This is a genomic window from Pseudomonas sp. B8(2017) (assembly GCF_002113575.1).
GTDB classification, from domain to species: Bacteria; Pseudomonadota; Gammaproteobacteria; order Pseudomonadales; family Pseudomonadaceae; genus Aquipseudomonas; species Aquipseudomonas putida_Z.
Genome location: NZ_NEIO01000002.1, coordinates 156,674 through 176,940 on the forward strand (window position 1 = coordinate 156,674; position 20,267 = coordinate 176,940).

A 20,267-nucleotide genomic window follows, 5' to 3' on the forward strand; every position below is an offset into this window, starting at 1 on the left:
CTCAGGCGGCGTTCTTGTTCTGTTGCTTGCGCGCGTAGGCCACGGCGGCCTCGCGTACCCAGGCGCCGTCCTCGATGGCCTTGCGCCGTGTGGCGACACGTTCCTGGTTGCATGGGCCATTGCCCTTGATCACTTCGTAGAACTCGTCCCACTGGATTTCGCCGAAGTCGTAGTGGCCGCGCTCGGCGTTCCACTTCAGCTCGGGGTCGGGGGCGGTGCAGCCGAGCAGTTCGAGCTGCGGCACGGTCTGGTCGATGAAGCGCTGGCGCAGCTCATCGTTGGTCTGGCGCTTGATCTTCCAGGCCATGGACTGGGCGCTGTTGGGGGAGTGCTCGTCGCTGGGGCCGAACATCATCAGTGCCGGCCACCACAGGCGGTCGATCGCGTCCTGGACCATGTCCCGTTGGGCCTGGGTGCCGTGGCGCATCATGGTCAGGAGGATTTCGTAGCCCTGGCGCTGGTGGAAGCTCTCTTCCTTGCAGATACGGATCATCGCGCGCGAATACGGGCCGTAAGAGGTGCGCTGCAGCACCACCTGGTTGACGATGGCGGCGCCGTCCACCAGCCAGCCCACTGCGCCCATGTCGGCCCAGCTGAGAGTGGGGTAGTTGAAGATGCTCGAGTACTTGGCCTTGCCGCTGTGCAGCTTGGCGATTTCTTCGTCACGGTCGGCGCCCAGGGTTTCCATGGCGCTGTACAGGTACAGGCCGTGGCCGGCTTCGTCCTGGATCTTGGCCATCAGCTGCAGCTTGCGCTTGAGGCTGGGGGCACGGGTGACCCAGTTGCCTTCGGGCAGCATGCCGACGATTTCCGAGTGGGCGTGCTGGGAGATCTGCCGGATCAGGGTCTGGCGATAGGCCTCGGGCATCCAGTTCTTGGCTTCGATCTTGATTTCGGCGTCGATCTTTTCCTGGAAGTTGCGCTCCTCGGGCGACATCTCTTCCAGCGACTTGACGCGCTTGACTCCGGTTTCCACTAGCTGTGCGTACATGTGTTCCGACTCCTGCTAAGGCATGAGTCATTTGTAAGCGATACAAAACATAACGTCAAACAGTTTTATGTGTATCGAATAAGTTTTGTGTATCGCTTTGCTGGTCAAGGGGGCTGCTGTGCAGCCCTTTCGCCGGCAAGCCAGCTCCCACAGGGACAGCGTCCATCTCCAGGGCAACCGCTCTCCTGTGGGAGCTGGCTTGCCGGCGAAAGGGGCGCAAAGCGCCCCCAGCAATTTCCCAGGCAAAAAAAAGCCCCGGACGATGCCGGGGCCGAAAAGGCAGCCGAATGAATCAGCTGGCCAACCGTTTGTCGAACACGTGGCAGGCCTTGCCCTCGGAACGCTTGAGCGTGCCGCAGGGCTGCAGGCGCACCTGGGTGCTGATGCCGATGTAGGTCTTGATCTGCTTGGTCAGCTCCCCGGTCAACAGCTTGCGCTGGCCTTCATCGAGGTGCTGGCACTCCGCACGCAGTTCCACATGCACCTCGACACTGTCCAGGTTGCCATTGCGATACAGATGAATCTCATAAAGCTCAGAAAGCTGTTTTATTTTTAGTACCTGCTCCTCGATCTGAGTCGGGAACACGTTGACCCCGCGAATGATCAGCATGTCATCGCTGCGGCCGGTGATCTTGCCGATCCGCCGCATCGGCCTGGCGGTACCGGGCAGCAGGCGAGTGAGGTCGCGGGTGCGGTAGCGCACCATGGGCAACGCTTCCTTGCTCAGCGAGGTGAACACCAGTTCGCCCAGTTGGCCGTCCGGTAGCACCGCACCGGTGACCGGGTCGATGATCTCGGGGTAGAAATGGTCCTCCCAGATGGTCGGGCCATCCTTGGTTTCGATGCACTCCATCGCCACCCCAGGCCCCATGATTTCCGACAGGCCATAAATGTCGAGGGCATCGATGCCCAGCCGTTGCTCGATCGAGCGGCGCAGCTCGTCGGTCCAAGGCTCGGCGCCGAATATGCCCAGGCGCAGCTTGAGGTCTTGCGGGTCGATGCCCTGGCGCTCGATCTCGTCGGCCAGGTTGAGCATGTAGGAGGGGGTGACCATGATGATGTCGGGCTGGAAGTCGCGAATCAGCTGCACCTGCTTCTCGGTCTGGCCACCGGACATGGGGATCACCGTGCAGCCCAGGCGCTCGGCACCGTAATGCGCGCCGAGCCCGCCGGTGAACAGGCCGTAGCCGTAGGAGACATGCACCTTGTCCCCCTTGCGCCCACCCGCAGCACGGATCGAGCGGGCGACCACATTGGCCCAGGTATCGATGTCGTTCTGGGTGTAGCCCACCACCGTCGGCTTGCCGGTGGTGCCACTGGAGGCGTGCAGGCGTACCACCTCTTGCTGGGGCACGGCGAACATGCCGTAGGGGTAGTTGTCGCGCAGGTCGTTCTTGCCGGTGAAGGGGAACTTCGCCAGGTCTTCCAGGCACTTGAGGTCGTCGGGGTGGGCGCCGCACTCGGCAAAGCGCTGGCGGTACAGCGGCACGTTGTCGTAGGCGTGCTTCAGGCTCCAGCGCAGGCGCTCCAGCTGGTGCTGGCGCAGGGCGTCGACACTGGCGGTTTCCATCGGGTCCAACAGGGCACGATCGGCATCATGGTACATGTTCATGGCTTCACTCGAATTGTTCTTGTACGCCGCGCGGTACCGGTTGCAGGCCGCGTGGTGAGTGTCATGGAAGCAGCATATACGGCTGCGTTCGGTTCGGTAACAAGCCTGTGGTCTGAGCCGCTCAGAGGCGTTCGATGACCATCGCGATGCCTTGGCCAACGCCGATGCACATGGTGCACAGGGCGTAGCGTCCGGCGGTTTCTTCCAGCTCGTGCAACGCGGTGGTGACCAGGCGTGCACCGCTCATGCCCAACGGGTGGCCGAGGGCGATGGCACCGCCGTTGCGGTTGACCCGCTCGTCGTCGTCAGCCAGGCCGAGCTCGCGCAGTACCGCGAGGCCCTGGGCGGCAAAGGCCTCGTTGAGCTCTATGACGTCCATGTCGGCCAGCGACAGCCCGACAAGCTCCAGCACCTTGCGGGTAGCCGGCACCGGGCCGATGCCCATCAGCCGTGGTTCGACCCCGGCCACCGCCATGCCGACGATGCGGCCGCGAGCCTTCAGGCCATGACGGCGGGCGGCGGCGCTACTGGCGAGCAGCAGGGCGCAAGCGCCATCATTGACCCCGGAAGAATTGCCAGCGGTGACGCTACCGCCCTCACGGAACGGGGTACCCAGCCTGGCCAGTTGCTCGAGGGTGGTGTCGCCGCGGGGATGTTCGTCGTGCTCGATCACTTTGGCCGGGCCTTTGCGCTGCGGGATCTCGACTGGCACGATTTCCCGTGCCAGGCGCCCGCGTGCCTGGGCGGCGGCGGCCTTGTGCTGGCTGCGCAGGGCAAAGGCGTCCTGGTCGGCGCGGGAAATACCAAACTGCTGCGCAACGTTCTCGGCCGTTTCCGGCATCGAATCGGTGCCGAAGGCCGCCTTCATCAGCGGGTTGACGAAACGCCAGCCGATGGTGGTGTCGAACAGTTCGGCCGCGCGGCCGAACGCCTGCTCCGCCTTGCCCATGACGAACGGCGCGCGTGACATCGACTCCACGCCGCCGGCCAGCATCAGCCCGGCTTCGCCGCAGCGCAGGGCGCGGGCTGCATTGCCGATGGCGTCCAGGCCGGAGCCACACAGGCGGTTGATGGTGGTGCCCGGCACTTCGATCGGCAGCCCGGCCAGCAAGCTGGCCATGTGCGCGACGTTGCGGTTGTCCTCGCCAGCCTGGTTGGCACAGCCGAGGATGACGTCGTCGATGGCTTTCCAGTCCAGTTCGGGGTGGCGCTGGATCAGGGCCTTGAGCGGGATGGCGGCCAGGTCATCGGCGCGCACGCCGCTCAAGGCGCCGGCATAACGGCCGATGGGGGTGCGCACGGCGTCGATGATCAAGGCATCGGCCAGGGTGTGTTCAGTCATCTTGGGTCTCCTGCGCCAGCACGGTGCCGCGCACTTTGTAGGATTTGCCTTGGAACATCGCCACCAGCTCACCGCGCTGGTTCTCGATGCGGACGTGGTACAGGCCGGTGCGGCCCTTGCGACTGACCTCGCTGGCGCGGGCGGTAAGCACGTCATCACGCAGCGCCGGGGCCAGGTAGTCGATGCTGCAGCCCAGGGCGACGGTGGCCTGGTCGTGACTGTTGCAGGCGAAGGCAAACGCCGAGTCGGCCAGGGCGAACAGGAAGCCGCCATGGCAGGTGCCATGCCCCTGGATCATGTCGGCGCGTACCGGCATGCGCAGGCATGCCTGGCCCGGACCGGCCTCCAGCAGGCGGATGCCCAGGCCCTGGGTGGCCTGGTCGCGGGCGTACATGGCCTCGGCACAGGCTTGTGCCAGTTCGACTTCAGTCATGCAGGGTGCCTCCTTTGGCTTCGCAGCGGCGTAACAGCAGGGAAGGGCGGTAACGGCTCTCGCCGTAGCTGCGCTGCAGGTTGTCGAGCACGCGCAGGGTGTGGGGGATGCCGATGTTCGCGGCCCAGGCCAGCGGGCCGCAGGGGTAGTTGACGCCGGCACGCATGGCCAGGTCGATGTCGGCGGCGCTGCCGACACCTTGCAACACGGCATCGGCGGCCTCGTTGGCGAGCATCGCCACGGTGCGCAGCACCACCAGGCCGGGCAGGTCGGCGACCGCCGTTACCTTCAGGCCGGCACGCCGCAGCAAGGCCACCGCCTGGTCACGAGCGTTGTCGCTGGTGTCGGCCGACCAGCTGATGGCGAGGCGGGTGGCGGTGGTGTAGTCCAGGGCCAGGTCGAGCAGCACCAGGTTGCGCAGGCCGTCTTCCCGGGCGCGCTGGCTGGCCAGGCGGCCATCGGACAGCGCCAGGGTGGCATCGCCCACCTGGATCAGGCCGCTGCCGGCGCGCTGGGTCACGGCGACGCCGCGTTGGCGCAGGCGCTCGACCAGCGGCTGCATCACCCCCAGGTCGCCTTCGACGACGCAGGCATCGACGCTGGCGGGGCTGCGCAGTTCGGCTGGCTGCGGGCGTTCGGCGCCTTCGGCATAGCTATAGAAGCCTTGGCCGGTCTTGCGCCCGAGGCGGCCTGCGTCCACCAGTTCTTTTTGCACCAGCGAAGGCTGGAAGCGGAAGTCGCCGTAGAACGCATCGAAGACCGAACAGGTAACGGCGTAATTGACATCGTGGCCGATCAGGTCGGTGAGTTCGAACGCGCCCATGCGGAAACCGCCGGCATCACGCAGCAGCGCATCGAGGCTGGCGCAATCGGCTGCGCCTTCCTGCAGCAGACGCAGGCTTTCAGCGTAGAACGGCCGCGCCACACGGTTGACGATGAAGCCCGGCGTGGAGCGCGTGTGCACCGGCTGCTTGCCCCAGGCCTGGGCGGTGGCATGAATGCATGCGGCAACGGCCGGGGCCGTGGCAAGGCCCGAGACCACTTCGACCAGGGCCATCAGCGGCGCCGGGTTGAAGAAGTGCATGCCAACCACCTGGTGCGGGCGTTGCAGCCCGGCGGCGAGGCTGGTGATGGACAGCGACGAGGTGTTGCTGGCGAGGATGCAGTCGGTGGCGCACAAGGCTTCCAGCTGGCTGAACAGCGCCTGCTTGACCTGCAGGTTCTCGACGATGGCCTCGATCACCAGGCGGGCATCGGCCAGGGCTTCAAGGGCGTCTACCGGGCACAGCCGGGCGCTGATGGCTTCCCGCTCGGCAGCCTGCAACTTGCCTTTTTCCACCAGGCGGGCAAGTTGCCGGTCTATGCCGGCCACCGCCTGGGCTGCAGCGCCCGGGCGGTTGTCGTAGAGCTTTACCGGGTGGCCGGCCTGGGCCGCAACCTGGGCGATGCCTGCGCCCATGGCGCCTGCACCGATCACCGCCACCTGGGCATTGCTTGCGAGTGCGCTCATGATCAACGCCCCTTGAATGCCGGCGTGCGCTTGTTCATGAAGGCACTCACGCCTTCGCGATAGTCCTCGCTGCGCCCGGCCAGGCGCTGCAGGTCGCGCTCCAGCTCCAGCTGTTCATCGAAACCGTTGTCGAAACTGGCGTTCAGGCTGCGCTTGATCAGGGCCAGGCCGTAAGTGGGCTGGGTGGCGAGCTGGCGGGCGAGGGTGAGGGCTTCGTCGCGCAGCGCGGCATCGTCCACCACGCGGTGGATCAGCCCCCATTGCTGGGCCTGTTCGGCGCCCAGGCGCTCGCCCAGCATGGCCAGGCCCTTGGCCCGTGCCATGCCGACCAGGCGCGGCAGCAGCCAGGTGCCGCCGGAATCGGGTACCAGGCCGATCTTGCAGAAGGCCTGGATGAAGCTGGCCGAGCGGGCGGCCAGCACCAGATCGCAGGCCAGCGGGATGTTGGCACCGGCGCCGGCAGCCACGCCGTTCACCGCGCAGACCACCGGCAGCGGCAGGTCGCGCAGGGTGCGCACCAGCGGGTTGTAGAACTTGTCGATCGATTCGCCCAGGTCCGGCATCTCGGCGCCCGGGGCGACGTTGCGGTCGGACAGGTCCTGGCCGGCGCAGAATCCACGGCCTTCGGCAGTCAGCAACAACACCCGTGCTTCGCTGCTCTGGCGTACTTGCTTGAGTGCCTCGCGCACTTCCAGGTGCATGGCGGTATTGAAGCTGTTCAGTTGCTCGGGGCGATTCAACGAGAGGAGGGCGACGCCGTCCTCGATGGAAAACAGGATGTGCTGGAAAGTCATGACAGACTCGCTCCGTCAGTCGAGGGAAAGATGATCAGCGGCCCTGGAAGCGGGCCTGGCGTTTTTCCTGGAAGGCACGGATGCCTTCGTCGCGGTCGGCGGTGCCGGCCAGCAAGGTGAAGGCATGGCGTTCGAAGCGCAGGCCGCTGGCCAGGTCGGTATCGCCGGCCTTGAGCAACGCTTCCTTGGCCAGGCGCACCGCCAGTGGGGCCTTGGCGGCGATGCTGCGGGCGATGTGCAGGGCGCGTTCTACGGTGAGTTCCGGCTGGGTGATTTCGCTGACCAGCCCGGCCTGCAAGGCATGACGGGCGGTGATGGCTTCGCCGGTCAGCACCATTTGCATGGCCAGCGGCTTGCCTACTGCCCGCAGCAGGCGCTGGGTGCCGCCGGCGCCGGGGATGATGCCGAGGTTGATTTCCGGCTGGCCGAAACGGGCGTCACTGCCGGCGATGACGATGTCGGCACACATCACCAGTTCGCAGCCGCCACCCAGGGCGTAGCCGTTGACGGCGGCGATCAGTGGCTTGGCGAAGGCGGCGATGCTTTGCCAGTGGGCCACCCGCGGGTCGTTGAGGATGCCGACCAGGTCGCGCTCGGCCATCTCGCGGATATCGGCGCCTGCGGCGAATGCCTTGCGGCTGCCGGTGAGCACCACCGCGCGGATCTGTTCGTCTCGCCCGGCCGCTTCCAGCGCAGCGGCCAGCTCTGCCAGTAGCTCGGTGCACAGGGCGTTGAGCGCCTCGGGCCGTTGCAGGGTAATGAGCTGGACGCCCTGTTCGGGCGCCTGCACATCGAGATATCGCGGCATGTCGGGTTCCTCTGGCTGCACGCACGGCACATCGTGGGGCCGGCATTTCTTGGAATTGTTTGCAGGGGCGTGATGCGGGGATCACGTCCAGGTGGAACCAGTATATGCATTACGCGATACAACTATGCAACATTCAAAATTGTTTCATGTATCTCTTTTGCGTGAGTGACAACTGCCTCAGCAAAGGGTTTCATGATGGTGAATCGCTTCATCACCTTGTATTCAACGCAAAATGCTGAATTTAAGGGAATGCGATGACTCCAGCAAAAGCGATACACGACCATGCTGATTGACGCACCACAATATTGTGATACAAGATCAGGCGCATTTGAAATCATTTCAGGAGATTTGCCATGCCTTGCTATCGACTGGACGGCCTGACGCCCGTGGTTCATCCGACAGCCTACGTGCACCCCAGCGCCGTGCTGATTGGTGATGTCATCGTCGGCCCTCGTTGCTACGTCGGCCCGCTGGCATCACTAAGGGGGGATTTCGGCCGAATCGTGCTGGAGGAGGGCGCCAACCTGCAGGACACCTGCGTGATGCATGGTTTCCCGGGTGGCGATACGGTGGTCGAACGCAACGGGCATGTTGGGCATGGCGCCGTGCTGCACGGCTGTCGCGTGGGCGAAGACGCCTTGATCGGCATGAACGCGGTGGTAATGGATGGTGCCTATGTGGCACCACGCTGTATCGTCGCGGCCACGGCATTCGTCAAGGCGGGCTTCGAATGTGCGGCACAAAGCCTGGTGATGGGTTCGCCAGCCCAGGTCAAGCGCCCACTGACCGAACAGGAACTAGCCTGGAAGCAACGCGGCACGGCGGAGTACCAGCACCTGGCGCAACGCTGCATGAACAGCATGGTCGAATGCCCACCACTGACCGAGGTCGAGCCCGAGCGCCCACGCATGGAAGACACCGGCGTCAGGCCCAAAGGCCAGGCATCGGCATGAGCCTGGCAGCGTCACGCAATGGTCAGGCGGCCCGCCGCGCAGGTATAGTCGGTGCTTTAACCGCGCACAGTTCGCCCATGAGCAATCTCGCCCCACTGAACAACCTGATCACCCGCTTCCAGGAACAGACGCCGATCCGCGCCAGTTCCCTGATCATCACTTTGTACGGCGACGCCATCGAGCCCCACGGCGGAACCGTCTGGCTGGGTAGCCTGATCAACCTGCTGGAGCCGATCGGCATCAACGAGCGCCTGATCCGCACATCGATCTTCCGCCTTACCAAAGAAGGCTGGCTCACCGCCGAAAAGGTTGGCCGCCGCAGTTACTACAGCCTGACAGGGACTGGCCGCCGGCGGTTCGAGAAAGCCTTCAAGCGGGTCTACAGCCCCAGCCAACCAGCCTGGGACGGCGCCTGGACGCTGGTGTTGCTCTCGCAACTGGAGGCCGGCAAGCGCAAGGCTTTGCGTGAAGAGTTGGAGTGGCAGGGCTTCGGGGCCATGGCGCCGAACCTGCTGGGCTGCCCACGGGCAGACCGCGCCGACCTGGCCGCCACCTTGCGTGACCTGGAGGCGAGCGACGACAGCATCGTCTTCGAAACCCACACCCAGGAAGTGCTGGCATCCAAGGCCATGCGTGCTCAGGTGCGGGAAAGCTGGCGTATCGACGAACTGGGGCAGCAGTACAGCGAGTTCATCCAGCTGTTCAGGCCGCTATGGCAAGGTTTGAAAGAGCAGCAACAGCTCGATGCGCAGGATTGCTTCCTGGCACGTACGCTGCTGATTCACGAATACCGCCGGCTGCTGCTGCGCGACCCGCAACTGCCGGACGAGCTGCTGCCTGGGGATTGGGAGGGAAGGGCCGCGCGACAGCTGTGCCGTAACCTCTATCGGCTGGTGTTCGCCAAGGCGGAAGAATGGCTGAATGCAGCGCTGGAGACGGCTGATGGGCCGTTGCCGGATGTGAATGAAGGCTTTTACAGGCGTTTTGGCGGGCTTGTTTGAGGATTGGGTGCAGAGGCGGGTTCTATATAACTACGCTAAATGAGTATTTAGTGTAGTTATATCTTATTTGCATATACAGCATGGCAAATGGGGGGTATGTCTGGCCCTCAGGTATCGCGCGGTCCTCATGTATCTTTCGTCGCTTGTACTGATCACATCGCTTGCAGGCCAACACCCACAGGGATGGTTCGTGGCTTGAGGTCTGCGTGAGATGTAAACAACTGTCTTCTCAATCCTGCAGGCCCTTGTAGGAGCGGCCTTGTGTCGCGATGGGCTGCGCAGCAGCCCCCAAGGTTTCAAAGCAGACGCATGAATTGCTGGGGCTGCCTTGCAGCCCATCGCGACACAAGGCCGCTCCTACAATTGACCGCGTTAACCGATCGACCGGGAGTTGGGTTGCCGGCGATGGGCAGCGTGGCAACCTCAATGGCGCTGGCTGACAGGCGCTAGTCGACAGGGTGGTCATGCATGCGCTGGATTTGTCCTGGCAAACAAGGTCGAGGGTAACCGTACCAGGTTTCTTTCAAGCACTCAGGGTACAGGTGCAAATGGCTGGCCTGATGTCCAAGTCGCGGTAGCCAACAGTCAAAAGGCAAGGCTAACGCATCTGGCACCAGGTCGGCGCTTGTGATCGTAAGCGAGCGATGGATCAGGGCGGATTATCTAGACCAGGGAGCTTTCCCTGGTCCCAAAGTGCCTCATCGTGGTCCGGTGACCAAATATAGACTAGCGCATAATGAGTATTATGTTAAATGACGTATTTGGAAGTGCCCGTCCGTATTCTGTCCCCATTCAAGCGCTCAGAACTAAACCTGCGAAATGTGTAAACGTTGAAATCAAAGTGGAATCCGCTGAAGTGACCGGAATCTCAGTTCCAGTGCACCCTTACGTCCCGCGCTTAAGGTCAATTCTCCATCAGGCCAAGTCAGCCGTTGAAATCAGATCGGACAGCAGATTTCGCTAACTCGTTGAAGTGAGGACGCTTTCGCAGATTCCGACGAAATTGCCGGATCCTGTGAGCGCCTTAACCTACCATGCGGAATAAAATCAGAAGAAAGATTCGTGGCGTCAGCCCACGGCCATCTAAACTGCTGAGTTTGCGGAATTCTTAGACGTAGCCATTCAATTCAAGAAAATCACCCGTCGGAATAAAATCGGAAAAATCATCGAAGGTTCTCCGCGCCAGGCGGTGCTTACGCACTATTTGCAAGGCGGTGCCGATTTCGTTTGGATATGGCTCTTGCGCGGACTTGGTTGCTGAGCTATTAATTCAAGTCTCCACAACTATTCCGCCTACGCATCTATTCTTATGAGCCAGTCACCTAGATCGATCCTCAGCGAGTCTGGAGTTCCGTTTCAGTTCGCTTCTATAAATGCTAGCGACCCTGATAGTGTCCTGGATCAGGAGCGGCTTGTGTGGGCGTACCTTGGCACTTTTCCTGAAGAAATTGATGCATTCGAGACCTATAGGCTGTTTGCCCAGCACATCAATCGTTTCTCACTCCATAACAACGCCGGTGATGTAGCTGGTAGGTTCCTTGAAAAATACGTATTGTGGCTATTATGCGTAGCGCAGAAATCCCTAAAAGAGTTAAGGCTATCCGATTTGAGAGAGTTTTCTGAATTTTGCAATTCCCCACCGCACTGTTGGTGTGGAGCGCGCGCCCCCAGGTTTACGGAAAGGCAATCAGCATTAGAGCACAACCCTGATTGGAGGCCATTTGTTCGACCGATAAACATCACGTTAAGCAGTTATGTTTACAGGTTGAATAGATTCATGAGTGAAATTTCACCACAGCTAGAGTTTCAACTGAGAATTAGTCCTTCCGAACACAAGGTCGAGTTGCAGGAGCCATATGTTGAGCAGGATGAGATAAATGCGGAGCGGTATTTAGAGTATGTGGCCACCTTTCATAGGTCTAACGAGCGAATGGAACGAAGCCTGTTCCTTTATGCGACATGCTTCTATTTGAATATACCCGCGCTGGAGCTTATTTCGAATTGCGAGATTTTTTGTATGGCCTGCTTCTGGTTTTCGGATACTGACAAAGCAAAATTCTTAATGCGAGGCGTTCAAAGTTCTTACAGCCTGGAAGTGCCGTCACCGCTAATATTCTATATAAAACGATATCGCACCTATATGCGACTTCCATTAATTCCATCATGCAGCGAGGTCGAGCCGCTGTGGTCGACTAATAATTTTAAGCGCTTCATTTCAAGATTGCCTTGGATGCAAGAGTTACCTTACTCGCCAGCGATTATCCTTAAAAGAGCTATTAGGTATCGGACAAATACCAACCCGCATGAGGCTCGGCGTAATCGTAACAGGGTCGAGGCGAATCGCTTGGGTAGAGTGCACTGGGAAAGAAAGTCGATTGCTCAAGCAAAATTGCTGCCTGAATACTCAGGAGCCCGTGCATATCCTGAAAATGCGCCCTCACCTCCTCCCCTGTTCGCCTTGGACATACGTGAAACCCTGATAATATCGTCGGAACTCGCGGACAGCTATGTGGACAAAAACTTTCCATCTCACTTGAGGGGGCGGGCACTGGAGGCCTTAGATATGATCCGCTCGTACGCTCGATTGAATAAGGAGCGATTGAAGCTAGCCGCTCTGGAGAAGTGGCTACTTTGGGCGATTTACTTCACTGACAAACCTATTAGCGCTCTCACCAAGAATGATGCCAAAGACTTTTTGAGGTTCTGTATGAGTCCGCCAGCATCATGGCGTGGCGGGAGTGCCCAACCCAGGTTTAACTCAATCTCACGGCTGGCGATCAATAGTTATTGGACTCCCTTTCATGTGTTTGAGGATTCTTGGGAAAAGTCAATCTTACGAACAGCTAGAATAAGGGGTTGGTGTAAATCAGCTTACAGAAAATTGATTGAGAATAATCATAAGCTTCTTAATGTTTTCAATGACCACTAAATAAAGCGCGTGCGAACGTGTTTTGGCCCTTCGTCGAGTGGCTTGAGGTGATATACTCAAGATCACATTCGGAAAGTGAGTAGCTCCTCCCTGCTCAACCTCTACATCATCATGCTGATCGTCTGCACGGCATTACTGTTTTTATCCAGCCTAGCCGTTGCAGCGGTCTACTGGATCATCGTAGCAGCCCCGTCGTACCTGGCTCGGCATGGCCATCCAGCTCATCCGCGTGATTTGGCTGCTCATACGTGCATGAGCTATGCCTATCGAGCGCGCAGTCAGGTATGGCGCTTCACTCATGACGATGGCAGCGAGCACGATGTAACACCTCGTGGCCCTCTACGCGTCACCAACTCGGATGCATTGGTCGCGCCCTTGCTGGCGGGGGTGGCGATTGCTGAGCTTCCGGAGTTCATCGCCGCCGAATATCTGGCCGATGGACGTTTGCAGCACATCCTGCCTGATTGGCACATGACGCAAGGCGGTCTGTATTTCGTGACCCCATCCGCGCGTGCACGGCCAAGAAAGGTTCAAGCCCTCTCTGATTTCTTTGCTGAACACCTTTCAAACCCGGCCTGGCAGCAGTAAGTGCCAGGCTTGCGCTGGGTGTTATTGAAGGACGATCGCAAGTACTCCTTTGTCCGATTCCGCATCCACCGCACTTGTCTGAGCTACGCCTTCAAGTAATCGGCGTCACTGGAAGCTCGCAATTGCGTGATTTCAGCTTCAGCGCTTGCGAGCTTCTGAACCAAATCATCTTCCCTCCGTTGCGCTGCAGTGGCCTCGGAGCGAGCTTCGCTAGCCTCTTTGGTCTTGGTTTCGAGCTGGTGCGTGAGCAGCTCTTTAGCACCATCGGCGCGTGCAGTCGCCGCGTTGGCGATACCCAGGTCGCTCCTCAGATGTTCGATAGCGTCACGATGCTGGTTGGCTTCCTTGGCGTGCTGGCGGTTCTCTGCGATCAAGCGTTCGTTGTCGCGGATCATGCGGGTGGCCTCTTCTTGTTTAACCATCAGCGTCTGCTGGAGGACACTTACTTCTTGCTGCATCTGATAGATCTGAGACTCGTGACGGTTGAGATCCTGGTCACGCTGTTCCTTAACCGCTACACGGTAGTGCTCAAGAGCTTCCCTGGCGTGCGTATGCTTTTCTTCCAGAGATTGGATCTGCGTGTCCTTCTCTTGGAGTCGAATCTCAAGGTTGCTACAGCTCTGGCTAATCCGGGCGTTACGTGTGATCTCGGATTGCAGACTGGATTGAACCGTCTTGAGCTCCTCATCCTGAGTCTGCAGTGCTGACTGCAACTTGGTGATCTCCCGCTGTGCCTGTTCCAGGTGTCCCTGAAGCGTACTGCTCTCGGCTTTCATAGCCTTTCGCTCTAGCTCGAACGCTGCTCGCTCATGCGCCAAAGCTTCATTCCCTTCCACCAGAAGACGCTCGAGCATCTTGCCCACGAGCTCTGTGAGCTCCTCACTCAAGCGCGAAGGTGAAGCCGAAGGGCGAGGATCGTGTGAATCAATCTCCTTCAAATAGCGCTGAATTGTGGTCTTTGAGCCGGTATTTCCAAGCTCAATACGAATTGCGTCGATGCTCGGGTTTTGCCCTCTAGATAGCAGCGCCTCGCGAGCTTTGCGCACCAGTGCCAGGTTAATGCCGCCTCTAGCCATCTCTGTTCCTACGATTTCGTACTGTTTTACGTGTCATGTAATTATGTGCCATCTTAACACGTAAAATTACATTCATATGGCAAATTACTGGTAAGACATAATCGAGCATTATCTCTTGTCAGCTATTTGATGGGGGGTAAAATGGGCGGTAATGCAGTATTCAGGGCTAGATAGCGCGACGGTGGCCCGTTGGCGCACCATTGCAAGGTGGGGCATGAGCAAGGCGGATCGGTATTTAGAAGCCAGCGTTCGGGTTAACACCTCAAAGAGCTACGCAGCTGCGATCAACCACTTCGAGGTGGTGTGGGGCGGCTTCTTGCCCACCACCACCGAATCTGTCGTGCGCTACATCGCTGAGTACGCCGATCAATTGGCCGTCAGCACGCTGAAGCAGCGCTTGGCAGCATTGGCTAACTGGCACCAGACCCACGGATTCCCCGATCCAACCAAGGCGACTAAGGTTCGGCAGCTCCTCAAGGGCATCCGTATGCTTCATCCCGTCCAGCCAAAGCAGGCGGCTCCCCTGCCCGTAATGCAGCTGGAAAAGGCCGTTGCTTTCCTGGAGCGGGAAGCGGTTGATGCGCGAGCCAATGGCGATATGCAGGGCGTGTTGAAGTCGACCCGGGACATAGCACTGCTCACGATCGGTTTCTGGCGAGGCTTTCGAGGTGATGAGCTGTCCAGGTTGACAGTCGAGAACACTCACGCGGAGCGTTACGTGGGGATCAGGTTCTACCTGGCGCACAGCAAGAGCGATCGACAGAACGTTGGGCGCGAATACAAAACGCCCTCACTCAACACGCTGTGCCCTGTTGAGGCCTACCTGAACTGGATTGAAGCTGCCGGCATTGTGCGAGGCCCTGTGTTCAGGGGGATTGATCGGTGGGGCAATGTCAGCAAGCAGGCTCTTGCGGCTCACAGTTTGATTCCTTTGCTAAGGGGTACTCTCGAGCGTTGTGGCCTGCCCTCCGAGATCTACAGCGCGCACTCGATGCGCAGGGGCTTTGCTACCTGGGCGGCCAGTTCGGGCTGGGACATGAAGACGTTGATGGAATATGTGGGTTGGAGTGACCTCAAGTCCGCCTTGCGCTATGTCGAGCCGGCGCAGCAGTTCGGAGGACTCGTCCGGAGGCTGGAAGGTTAGCCACGTATATCTTCGTGATGTGTAAACAAGCAGGTCATGCTTCGGTACATGATTGTTGTCCTGAGCTCCACCCGCAAACTTACCGCAAAGGTTCGCGGGTTTTCTCGATGACACCTGTCTGGCAATTCCTTAAGGATAGAAGTTCCAGGTTGGCCCAATCCAACCAGCCATCACCGCAGCTCGCCATGGTTGAGGTACCTTTCCTCCGCTGCTGAACAGCCGTTCCTCGACTTGGTGAGCAGGCCATCCGAGGCTCGCCGCCAGTCCATTCACCTGATTGCAGTAGTCCACATAATCAGCTGATGTCACTTTATCGTCGACGATTACACGAAGCACTTCAGGAGCTTTGAGTCTCTGAGCTTTCGCGGCCGAGGTGTAATCCTTACGTACGGCTGGGTACGCACCCTGGCCACTCAGTAGGTGCATGCTTCGCGCTGTCCATTGATCCAGGATGTAAGCGTTCTGCGATGGCGCGGCAAAAAACAGAATCTTGGTGAAGTAGGCGGGCCCCATGCCTGGCAGGCTTTTCTTGTCCCTGAGCAGGGAGAACGCCTGAAATCCTGAGGCGGGGGTATGCCGCCCTGCCCGCACATCGGTACAGACCGCTAGGCAGTTTTCGCGCGCAGCCCAGATCCGCCGACCGTTACCCCGCTGCATCCCTCCCCAAGCCATCGTGCTCAAAAAGCAGGTTTCGACCGAGACTGAGGTATTTGCCCAAAGCGCTCTCAATGCCGAACGGGACAGTGGGGTCTTGGACAGGCCATGCAAGCTGCCCAGTCCGGGCAGCACAGACTCCGCCCAGTCGTGCGGTGATGCGCCAGCCCAGGTGGTTGGAGGTGTAATGTTCAAACGCTGGAATAGTGAGACTTTAGCGGGATCGAGTGCGGGAATCATGGCAGGGCCTGGATCGTCCTTGTGGGTGCCAGCATTATGGCATGCCGCCTCTAGCTTCAGTACTACTAACCACTGCAGCGAAAATCATGTGGCACTCTTCATTTAAAAGAGATTGAGTCAGGCGGCAGCCGTCGGCCATACCGAAGAGTGGTTGCGTTCCACCACTCTAAGCATCAAGCGGTGATGTTACCGGGCTTTACAAGTTCGGCACCGGAAACTGGAGTATCGGGCTGCGGGAGGAAATGGTGAGCGAGTGCCTAGCCCTGGAGATGGCCACGTAGAACAGCTTTGCTGCAGCGAATTGCTGCCTGACGAAGTGGTTAGCATCCGGGATCAGAACATGATCAAACTCCAACCCTTTGAGCAACAGCGGGGTCGATATCGTTCGAGCAACAGGCGCCCTGCCTACAATGCTCAAGCGGTGCCTTACCGCTTCGCACGCTGCGACCATACTGCTATGCCTACTGGCGGCCACATCGCTGATCGCCCGCCTTGCATCACCAAGCAACTCACCACGGAAAGCGCGGGCGGTGACTTGCGCTCGCTCTAGCCTGATCACCTCAAGCGCATCACGTGCCAGGCCCGTCTGACAGAGATGGTGCCAAGCAGATGGCAGCGTGGCGTCCAGGGTAACCGCCGTCGTCGGAGCATGGGTCATGACGTCGCTCAGCAACGTCCTCAGCGCCTGACCGCGCATGTGGGGATTTTCTTGCGCCGCGTCCCATGCCGACGCGAAATCGATCAGTCGCTGCGCTGCAATTTCCTCAATGGACTGATAGGCACCACGTGTCACCTTCGCGAGCTCGTTGCATGTATTGCGCCAGCAGTAAATGGCGGCGGTCGAACCGACGCGCTCATTCATACCATCGAAGAACAGGCTCATGTCGAACGGATCACTGCTCTGTACATACGTCAGCGGCCCATCGCGCAGATCGATAGCCTGACCGTTCTGAAGCTTCAGCCTAGTTTGTGCAATCCAATCGCCCAGGGCTGGATTGCTGTTTGTCCAGCGATGAGGCACCTGCAGCTCGTAGGCGTGGCTGAAGTAGTTTTCAACACTGCCAGCCCAACTGATCCTGGAGGGTACGAACTCGAAAATACCTTGCATCGGATCCCCAAAGACCACCGTGGGGACGATGGACGATAGCTGCATCGCAATCGCGTGCTGGTATTGCTCGCAGTCCTGATACTCATCGATCAGGATCCGATCATATGAGGCCCGGATCACTCGCTGGACAACCGGGCTAGTGAGCATCGCCAAAGCGCCCAGATAGACGGCATCCCAGTCCCGTCCCCTGGGATTGAGCGGGGGCTGATTCGCACGGCGCGGGAAAGCTTGTACGTAGCGGCATGCCCAAGAAGCGATGGTGTCCACCGAGACAGCCTGGCTTGGAACAAGCAGGCGCTTGAGTCTTGCCCTTATCGCATGGACACCGGCGTGGGTATGAGTCAATACCAACGTTCGCCGTCCCAGGGCTACAGCCTTGGCGATGAGCTCTGTCTTACCATGTCCGGCTGGGGCGATGACGGCTTGGCGACTCAGCGCGAGAATGGCTTCAGGCGTCGACATAGAACCACTGCTCAATACTTAGGAGACACTGCGCCAGCGGTGAGCCAGGATTTTCCTGGATGATTTTCAGCACTACAGGCGCTATTGCTCGACCGCGCTCTTCGTTTTTTAACCATCGCTTATCGATCGCCAGGGCCGCCAAGGTTTGTCGATGTGCCCAGCCGCTACCTTCTGGGCCCCAGGCATCAAAATCTTCATCGACCGGAACCCCGGGGAACGCACCACGTAGATGATCAAGCAGGGTTGGCTCACTGATACCCTCTACAACGACGCCAAAGAGATCTTCCACACTGCGGTCAGAAGCCGCCAGAAACACGGCCTGCTCAGTATTAAGAGCGTTTACATACTCAAGCACGCGCACCTGCACGCTCGCGAGATACGCGGCCCACCTTTGATCCAACACTCTGTCCGAGTCTCTGAACAATGCGACCTGGTAGCCCAGCCCTGCCAGAGCTGCGGCCAAGGGTGGGGCCGCAGCACCCTGTCCATTAATAATGGCGCCGCCTAGTTGTTCGATCGGCACATCGGCATGCCTGCCTGCATAGGTTTCTCGTAATCCGAGCATGAGCCCTAGCTCAGTGGCCCCCTCGCAAATCAGGATCCGTCGGGCGAACAAGGCACGGGGCGCGTGCTTCATGATCCGTGATAATTCCCCTCCTTTGCTGGCCTGTTTGATTTCGGAAGAGGACTGGGGTGTTCGGTGTGCCACGAACAGCGCCGGTGGTGGGAGCTCGCCAATGACGACATCTGAGTGGGTCGTCATGAGGATCTGTCCTCTGGGGAGGTAACTCGCCTCTGCTTCTGCTTGCCACTTTCGTAGCTGTGCCATTGCCCCCATGACGCGATGCGGTTCAAGGCCCTGCTCAAGCTCATCAACCAGCACGATGGCACCTTCACTGATCGCAGAACGTTGGACGGCCAACGTGGCCAGCCGTCGCGTACCTAGACCTGCAAGCCGGAGGGGCACCACGCCATCATGCAGGGCAATTGAACCTGCATTGAATCCACCTCGGCCCAGCTCCAAGTCAGGGCCGTACTCGGAGCTGACATATGCACCGAGCTTACGCGCGGCTTTTTCGGCCTCGCTGGCCGCCTGAGAAAGCTCAGGCACCGACTTCAAGTTGGCGCTTGTCCTGGCCGTCCGATAAGCCTTGGCAAGCAACTGAGCGGTTTCGTCGTTCGCGCCAGTGATCTTTGAAAGCACGGAGCCCTGAGCCCACGTAAGGTGCCTTGCCTCATCGCCAGCCAGGCGGACGAGGCAGAACATCGCCCTGTCCCTGTTGGACAGTATCCTGGGGACAGGATAACGATCACAAACAAGCGACCAGACGGGCTCCATCGTGGCGTCGACAGACAGACGAACCGTCAGTACCGGCTGATCAGCATCCTCCGGCTCATCATTGATGTTCCCATCAGTGGCAAGGCCACGTAGGTACAGCCCGAACCTGCCGTCGGAGAGCAGCGTATTCGAAAGCTCGCTAATCGTGACCTCAACCAGGATCTCTTGGCTTGTGTCGACCTCATGGAAATCAGCTTCGTTGAAGGTGATCCAGCGCGGAGACAAAGCAGCTTCTGCAGCATCTAGAACCGTGGTCTTGGCGCTGTCGCCTACGCCGATAAGGCAGCAAATGGATTGCCCCTGCAGCGACCAATCGAGGTTCTTGATACCCCGAAAATTCCTTACCAGTAAGCGCTCGATCCGCATTGTGCACCTGACTGATGGCCCAGTGCAGTCAAGCGTAGCCGCTCATCCTTGGGATGCACAAATGGGAAACGCCTGTGGAGAGTTGGCAGTGTTGTTTAGAGCGTAATCGTCCGGCGAACTCACCTTCCGAACGCCAGCTTTAAGGGAGAGTGTCCGAAAAATCCTGTAAGCACCATGGGTGTATGGCGCGAGAAGCGGTGTTAGCTGGATGGATACGATCATTGGCCGTAGCTTGAGACTTTGACCATAGCGTCGTTTTCCGGCACTCATGACGATGCTAGACGCCCGAAAAGTTTGCGAGCGGCGTTATATCCCTAGCCTCTACGATGACACATCCCCCGTCTTTGCGTGCTGCATTGAGCATCGCCTTACCAACGCTTTCTGTGGTCACGATTGCTCCAGGCGCGATCCAGCGGACGAGCGAAAGCAACGGTCTGGCCAAGGCGTAAAAATAGCGGTAGGACGGCGTCTTGGAGCGGAGCCCATGGAGCGGTTGAATCACACCTGGGCGAAACAGGTAGACACCTTTGAACGGAAGCCTCTGCAAGGCGTTCTCCGTTCTGCCTTTCACGCGAGCCCACATGCTCCTTCCCTTTTCGCTGCTATCCGTGCCAGCTCCAGATACGTAGACGAAGGTCATCTGGGGATTCAAGCGTGCGAGTAACTCAGCTACATGCATGGTCAACCCATACGTGATTTGGCTGTATTGCTCTTCGTCCATGCCTGAGGACGAAACGCCCAGGCAGAAAAAGCAGGCGTCGTAACCCTGCAGCTCAGTCGCTCCACTCTCCAACGTCATTAGGTCAGCTTGCACAAACTGTCGGAGCTTGGGGGCATCCAGCGCAAGCAGCGAGCGGCCAGGCCTCTCGCACGAGCGTCGACATACAACATCCTCAGTTTGGCGGTGGTTTCATCGT

At 59.4% G+C, this 20,267-nt stretch carries 17 protein-coding genes; 5 read left to right on the top strand and 12 right to left on the bottom strand.

What is annotated here, in order from left to right; genetic code table 11:
• Position 1: 1 nt before the first annotated feature.
• From paaA to paaF, 7 genes are all read right to left on the bottom strand, one after another.
• On the bottom strand, positions 2 to 991 hold the full coding sequence (gene paaA, locus CAG22_RS04205) for a 1,2-phenylacetyl-CoA epoxidase subunit PaaA (protein WP_025339109.1): 990 nt from the start codon (positions 989 to 991) through the stop codon (positions 2 to 4).
• Positions 992 to 1,283: 292 nt separating this feature from the next.
• Positions 1,284 to 2,603, bottom strand: coding sequence for a phenylacetate--CoA ligase PaaK (paaK, locus tag CAG22_RS04210; protein ID WP_075045233.1), 1,320 nt, complete (start codon positions 2,601 to 2,603; stop codon positions 1,284 to 1,286).
• 121 nt (positions 2,604 to 2,724) lie between these two features.
• Entirely contained in the window at positions 2,725 to 3,945 is a 1,221-nt protein-coding gene (gene pcaF, locus CAG22_RS04215; protein ID WP_085704537.1) for a 3-oxoadipyl-CoA thiolase, read from the bottom strand.
• Complete coding sequence (gene paaI / locus CAG22_RS04220) at positions 3,938 to 4,378, bottom strand: hydroxyphenylacetyl-CoA thioesterase PaaI (RefSeq protein ID WP_085704539.1); 441 nt, start codon at positions 4,376 to 4,378, stop codon at positions 3,938 to 3,940. Before paaI ends, pcaF begins: the two co-directional genes overlap by 8 nt.
• Positions 4,371 to 5,888, bottom strand: a complete 1,518-nt coding sequence (paaH, locus tag CAG22_RS04225; protein ID WP_085704541.1) for a 3-hydroxyacyl-CoA dehydrogenase PaaH — start codon at positions 5,886 to 5,888, stop codon at positions 4,371 to 4,373. Before paaH ends, paaI begins: the two co-directional genes overlap by 8 nt.
• A 2-nt stretch (positions 5,889 to 5,890) precedes the next feature.
• Positions 5,891 to 6,682, bottom strand: a complete 792-nt coding sequence (paaG, locus tag CAG22_RS04230; RefSeq protein ID WP_085704543.1) for a 2-(1,2-epoxy-1,2-dihydrophenyl)acetyl-CoA isomerase PaaG — start codon at positions 6,680 to 6,682, stop codon at positions 5,891 to 5,893.
• 34 nt (positions 6,683 to 6,716) lie between these two features.
• A complete protein-coding gene (gene paaF, locus CAG22_RS04235; RefSeq protein WP_085704545.1) occupies positions 6,717 to 7,490 on the bottom strand; it encodes a 2,3-dehydroadipyl-CoA hydratase PaaF in 774 nt (257 codons plus the stop codon).
• 353 nt (positions 7,491 to 7,843) lie between these two features.
• On the opposite strand from paaF, the gene paaY reads away from it, so the two are divergent.
• The 4 genes from paaY to CAG22_RS04250 all read left to right on the top strand — a co-directional run bounded on the left by paaY (position 7,844) and on the right by CAG22_RS04250 (position 12,961).
• Entirely contained in the window at positions 7,844 to 8,443 is a 600-nt protein-coding gene (paaY, locus tag CAG22_RS04240) for a phenylacetic acid degradation protein PaaY (protein ID WP_085704547.1), read from the top strand.
• Positions 8,444 to 8,520: 77 nt separating this feature from the next.
• Positions 8,521 to 9,444 (top strand): phenylacetic acid degradation operon negative regulatory protein PaaX, encoded by a 924-nt coding sequence (gene paaX, locus CAG22_RS04245; protein ID WP_075045237.1) that lies wholly within the window; start codon positions 8,521 to 8,523, stop codon positions 9,442 to 9,444.
• Positions 9,445 to 11,221: 1,777 nt separating this feature from the next.
• Positions 11,222 to 12,373 carry a hypothetical protein gene (locus tag CAG22_RS27150; RefSeq protein ID WP_139833398.1) on the top strand — a complete coding sequence of 384 codons (1,152 nt, stop codon included), beginning with the start codon at positions 11,222 to 11,224 and terminating at the stop codon, positions 12,371 to 12,373.
• A 111-nt stretch (positions 12,374 to 12,484) separates the two neighbouring features.
• The gene (locus CAG22_RS04250; protein ID WP_371916847.1) at positions 12,485 to 12,961 is read left to right on the top strand and encodes a substrate binding domain-containing protein; all 477 of its coding nucleotides are present in this window, start codon (positions 12,485 to 12,487) and stop codon (positions 12,959 to 12,961) included.
• Positions 12,962 to 13,044: 83 nt separating this feature from the next.
• On the opposite strand, the gene CAG22_RS04255 is transcribed toward CAG22_RS04250, so the two are convergent.
• Positions 13,045 to 14,037 carry a DNA-binding protein gene (locus CAG22_RS04255; protein ID WP_085704549.1) on the bottom strand — a complete coding sequence of 331 codons (993 nt, stop codon included), beginning with the start codon at positions 14,035 to 14,037 and terminating at the stop codon, positions 13,045 to 13,047.
• 214 nt (positions 14,038 to 14,251) lie between these two features.
• Between CAG22_RS04255 and CAG22_RS04260 the strand changes: the two genes are divergently transcribed.
• Positions 14,252 to 15,181 (top strand): tyrosine-type recombinase/integrase, encoded by a 930-nt coding sequence (locus tag CAG22_RS04260; protein WP_170929264.1) that lies wholly within the window; start codon positions 14,252 to 14,254, stop codon positions 15,179 to 15,181.
• A gap of 129 nt (positions 15,182 to 15,310) precedes the next feature.
• Here CAG22_RS04260 and CAG22_RS27155 read toward each other — a convergent pair whose 3' ends face one another.
• The 4 genes from CAG22_RS27155 to CAG22_RS04275 all read right to left on the bottom strand — a co-directional run bounded on the left by CAG22_RS27155 (position 15,311) and on the right by CAG22_RS04275 (position 20,071).
• On the bottom strand, positions 15,311 to 16,075 hold the full coding sequence (locus CAG22_RS27155) for a hypothetical protein (RefSeq protein WP_139833399.1): 765 nt from the start codon (positions 16,073 to 16,075) through the stop codon (positions 15,311 to 15,313).
• Positions 16,076 to 16,271: 196 nt separating this feature from the next.
• Positions 16,272 to 17,645, bottom strand: coding sequence for a UvrD-helicase domain-containing protein (locus CAG22_RS04265; protein ID WP_085704553.1), 1,374 nt, complete (start codon positions 17,643 to 17,645; stop codon positions 16,272 to 16,274).
• Positions 17,632 to 19,350, bottom strand: a complete 1,719-nt coding sequence (locus CAG22_RS04270; protein WP_085704555.1) for an ATP-dependent endonuclease — start codon at positions 19,348 to 19,350, stop codon at positions 17,632 to 17,634. The genes CAG22_RS04265 and CAG22_RS04270 overlap by 14 nt, the downstream gene beginning before the upstream one ends.
• Before the next feature lie 277 nt (positions 19,351 to 19,627).
• Positions 19,628 to 20,071, bottom strand: a complete 444-nt coding sequence (locus CAG22_RS04275) for a hypothetical protein (RefSeq protein WP_218191941.1) — start codon at positions 20,069 to 20,071, stop codon at positions 19,628 to 19,630.
• Positions 20,072 to 20,267 lie beyond the last annotated feature (196 nt).